The 1394-nt window shown below is 65.3% G+C and carries 2 protein-coding genes and 1 pseudogene; all 3 read left to right on the forward strand.

The window, feature by feature from the left end:
* Positions 1–149: 149 nt before the first annotated feature.
* A pseudogene (locus ACV7NQ_RS22555) lies at positions 150–326 on the forward strand (D-aminoacyl-tRNA deacylase); the annotation flags it as partial.
* Between the two features lie 187 nt (positions 327–513).
* Complete coding sequence (locus ACV7NQ_RS22560) at positions 514–837, forward strand: hypothetical protein (RefSeq protein ID WP_463361466.1); 324 nt, start codon at positions 514–516, stop codon at positions 835–837.
* Between the two features lie 19 nt (positions 838–856).
* On the forward strand, positions 857–1357 hold the full coding sequence (locus ACV7NQ_RS22565; RefSeq protein WP_463361467.1) for a YbaB/EbfC family nucleoid-associated protein: 501 nt from the start codon (positions 857–859) through the stop codon (positions 1355–1357).
* Positions 1358–1394 lie beyond the last annotated feature (37 nt).

The raw sequence follows: 1394 nt of genomic DNA on the forward strand, positions 1-1394 counted from the left end.
ATTGTGGACGAAGACATCGCGAACCGAAGGGGCGCGTTGGACACCGTTGAGGTGAACGGATCCGAGGGCGTGACTGCGCCGATATGGGATGCCATCGACTGGCGTACCCATGAGCGGAACGTAGCGAGGTTGCGGCGCAGGATTTTCCAGGCAGGCGACCGTCGTGGTCGGCGGCTGCCCCGGGCGCGATCGCCGAGCCCCTCGTCGATCTCTTCGCGCATGCGTTGCGCGAACTCGGCGCAACGGTCGCCACTGGACGGTTCGGTGCGCGCATGCGCATCGACCTGGTGAACGACGGCCCGGTCACCCTCATGGTGGAGCTGTGAGCGGTCGCGGCCGTGACCCGGAAATTGGGGGCAGCGGTGGGATCTGGTGACCTGGACCGTGGTTGACCTAGGCATAGAGTCTGCCCGCAACCGCGGGGGAAGATCCCGTTCATGTTGGCGTCATGGGCGATTCGTCATCCGGTGTCACGATGGTTGGGAAGGAATCGAAGGTGGGGAGCGTGGCGCGATGGCGGACAATGTCGAATTCGATGAGCATCTGTTCCGCAGGGCGGCGCAGAAGACGGGGGATGTCGAGGACAGGGTCAACGGCATCATCGACAGATTGCGCACGTCGATCGATGCGCGGAAAAACTGCTGGGGCAACGACACGATCGGCCGCAACTTCGCCGACGGCCCCGACGGCCAGGGCGGTTACACCACGACCCGGGACAACCTGATCGAGGGCGGGCGCAACATGGCGGGGACATTCGGCAACTTCAGCCAAGGCCAAACGAAGACCGCCGACCTGCTGCGCGACATGGAGCACGGCAACCGCGACGGTATGCGCTGAGCCCGGGGGTGCACTACCGATGACGAACGAGCAAGCCAAGGCGGACTTGGGCGACATCCTCGATGGCGTCCAGGAACAGATGCGGATCATCGCCCGGTTGCAGCAGGAGCGCGCCGAACTCACCGGCCGCGCGACGGTGCGTCGTAAGCGGGTGACGGTCGTCGTGAACGCCGACAACACGGTCATCGATACCCAGTTCGGGCCGAATGTCGAGGACCTGAGCTATGCCGAGATCGCCAAGGCGATCACCGAGGCCGCGCAGCAGGCCTCGGCCGAGGTGGCCCGCAAGACACGGGATCTGATGACGCCCTTGGACACTCATCGGGCGCGGATGCCGAAGCTGTCCGACCTGGTCGAGGGCATGCCCGACCTGCGTGCGCCGGAACCGGTCCCGGCCTCGACGGCGCCGCCGAATGACAGGGAGCGCACGGAGTTCTCCGACGGCAACGGTATGCGATTCACCGATACGGAGACGGTGGAGCGTGATCGTGGTGGATCGGTCACCGATTCGAGCTGGTGAACTCGGTAGCCGGACAGGCCGATCGAGGTAGCCGAAC

It is taken from the genome of Nocardia sp. Tas62D01, assembly GCF_055232035.1.

Excerpts from the sequence above, each read along its gene's own strand:
- ACV7NQ_RS22560 (WP_463361466.1), top strand. The coding sequence starts at position 514 with ATGGCGGACAATGTCGAATTCGATGAGCATCTGTTCCGCAGGGCGGCG.
- ACV7NQ_RS22565 (WP_463361467.1), top strand. The coding sequence starts at position 857 with ATGACGAACGAGCAAGCCAAGGCGGACTTGGGCGACATCCTCGATGGC.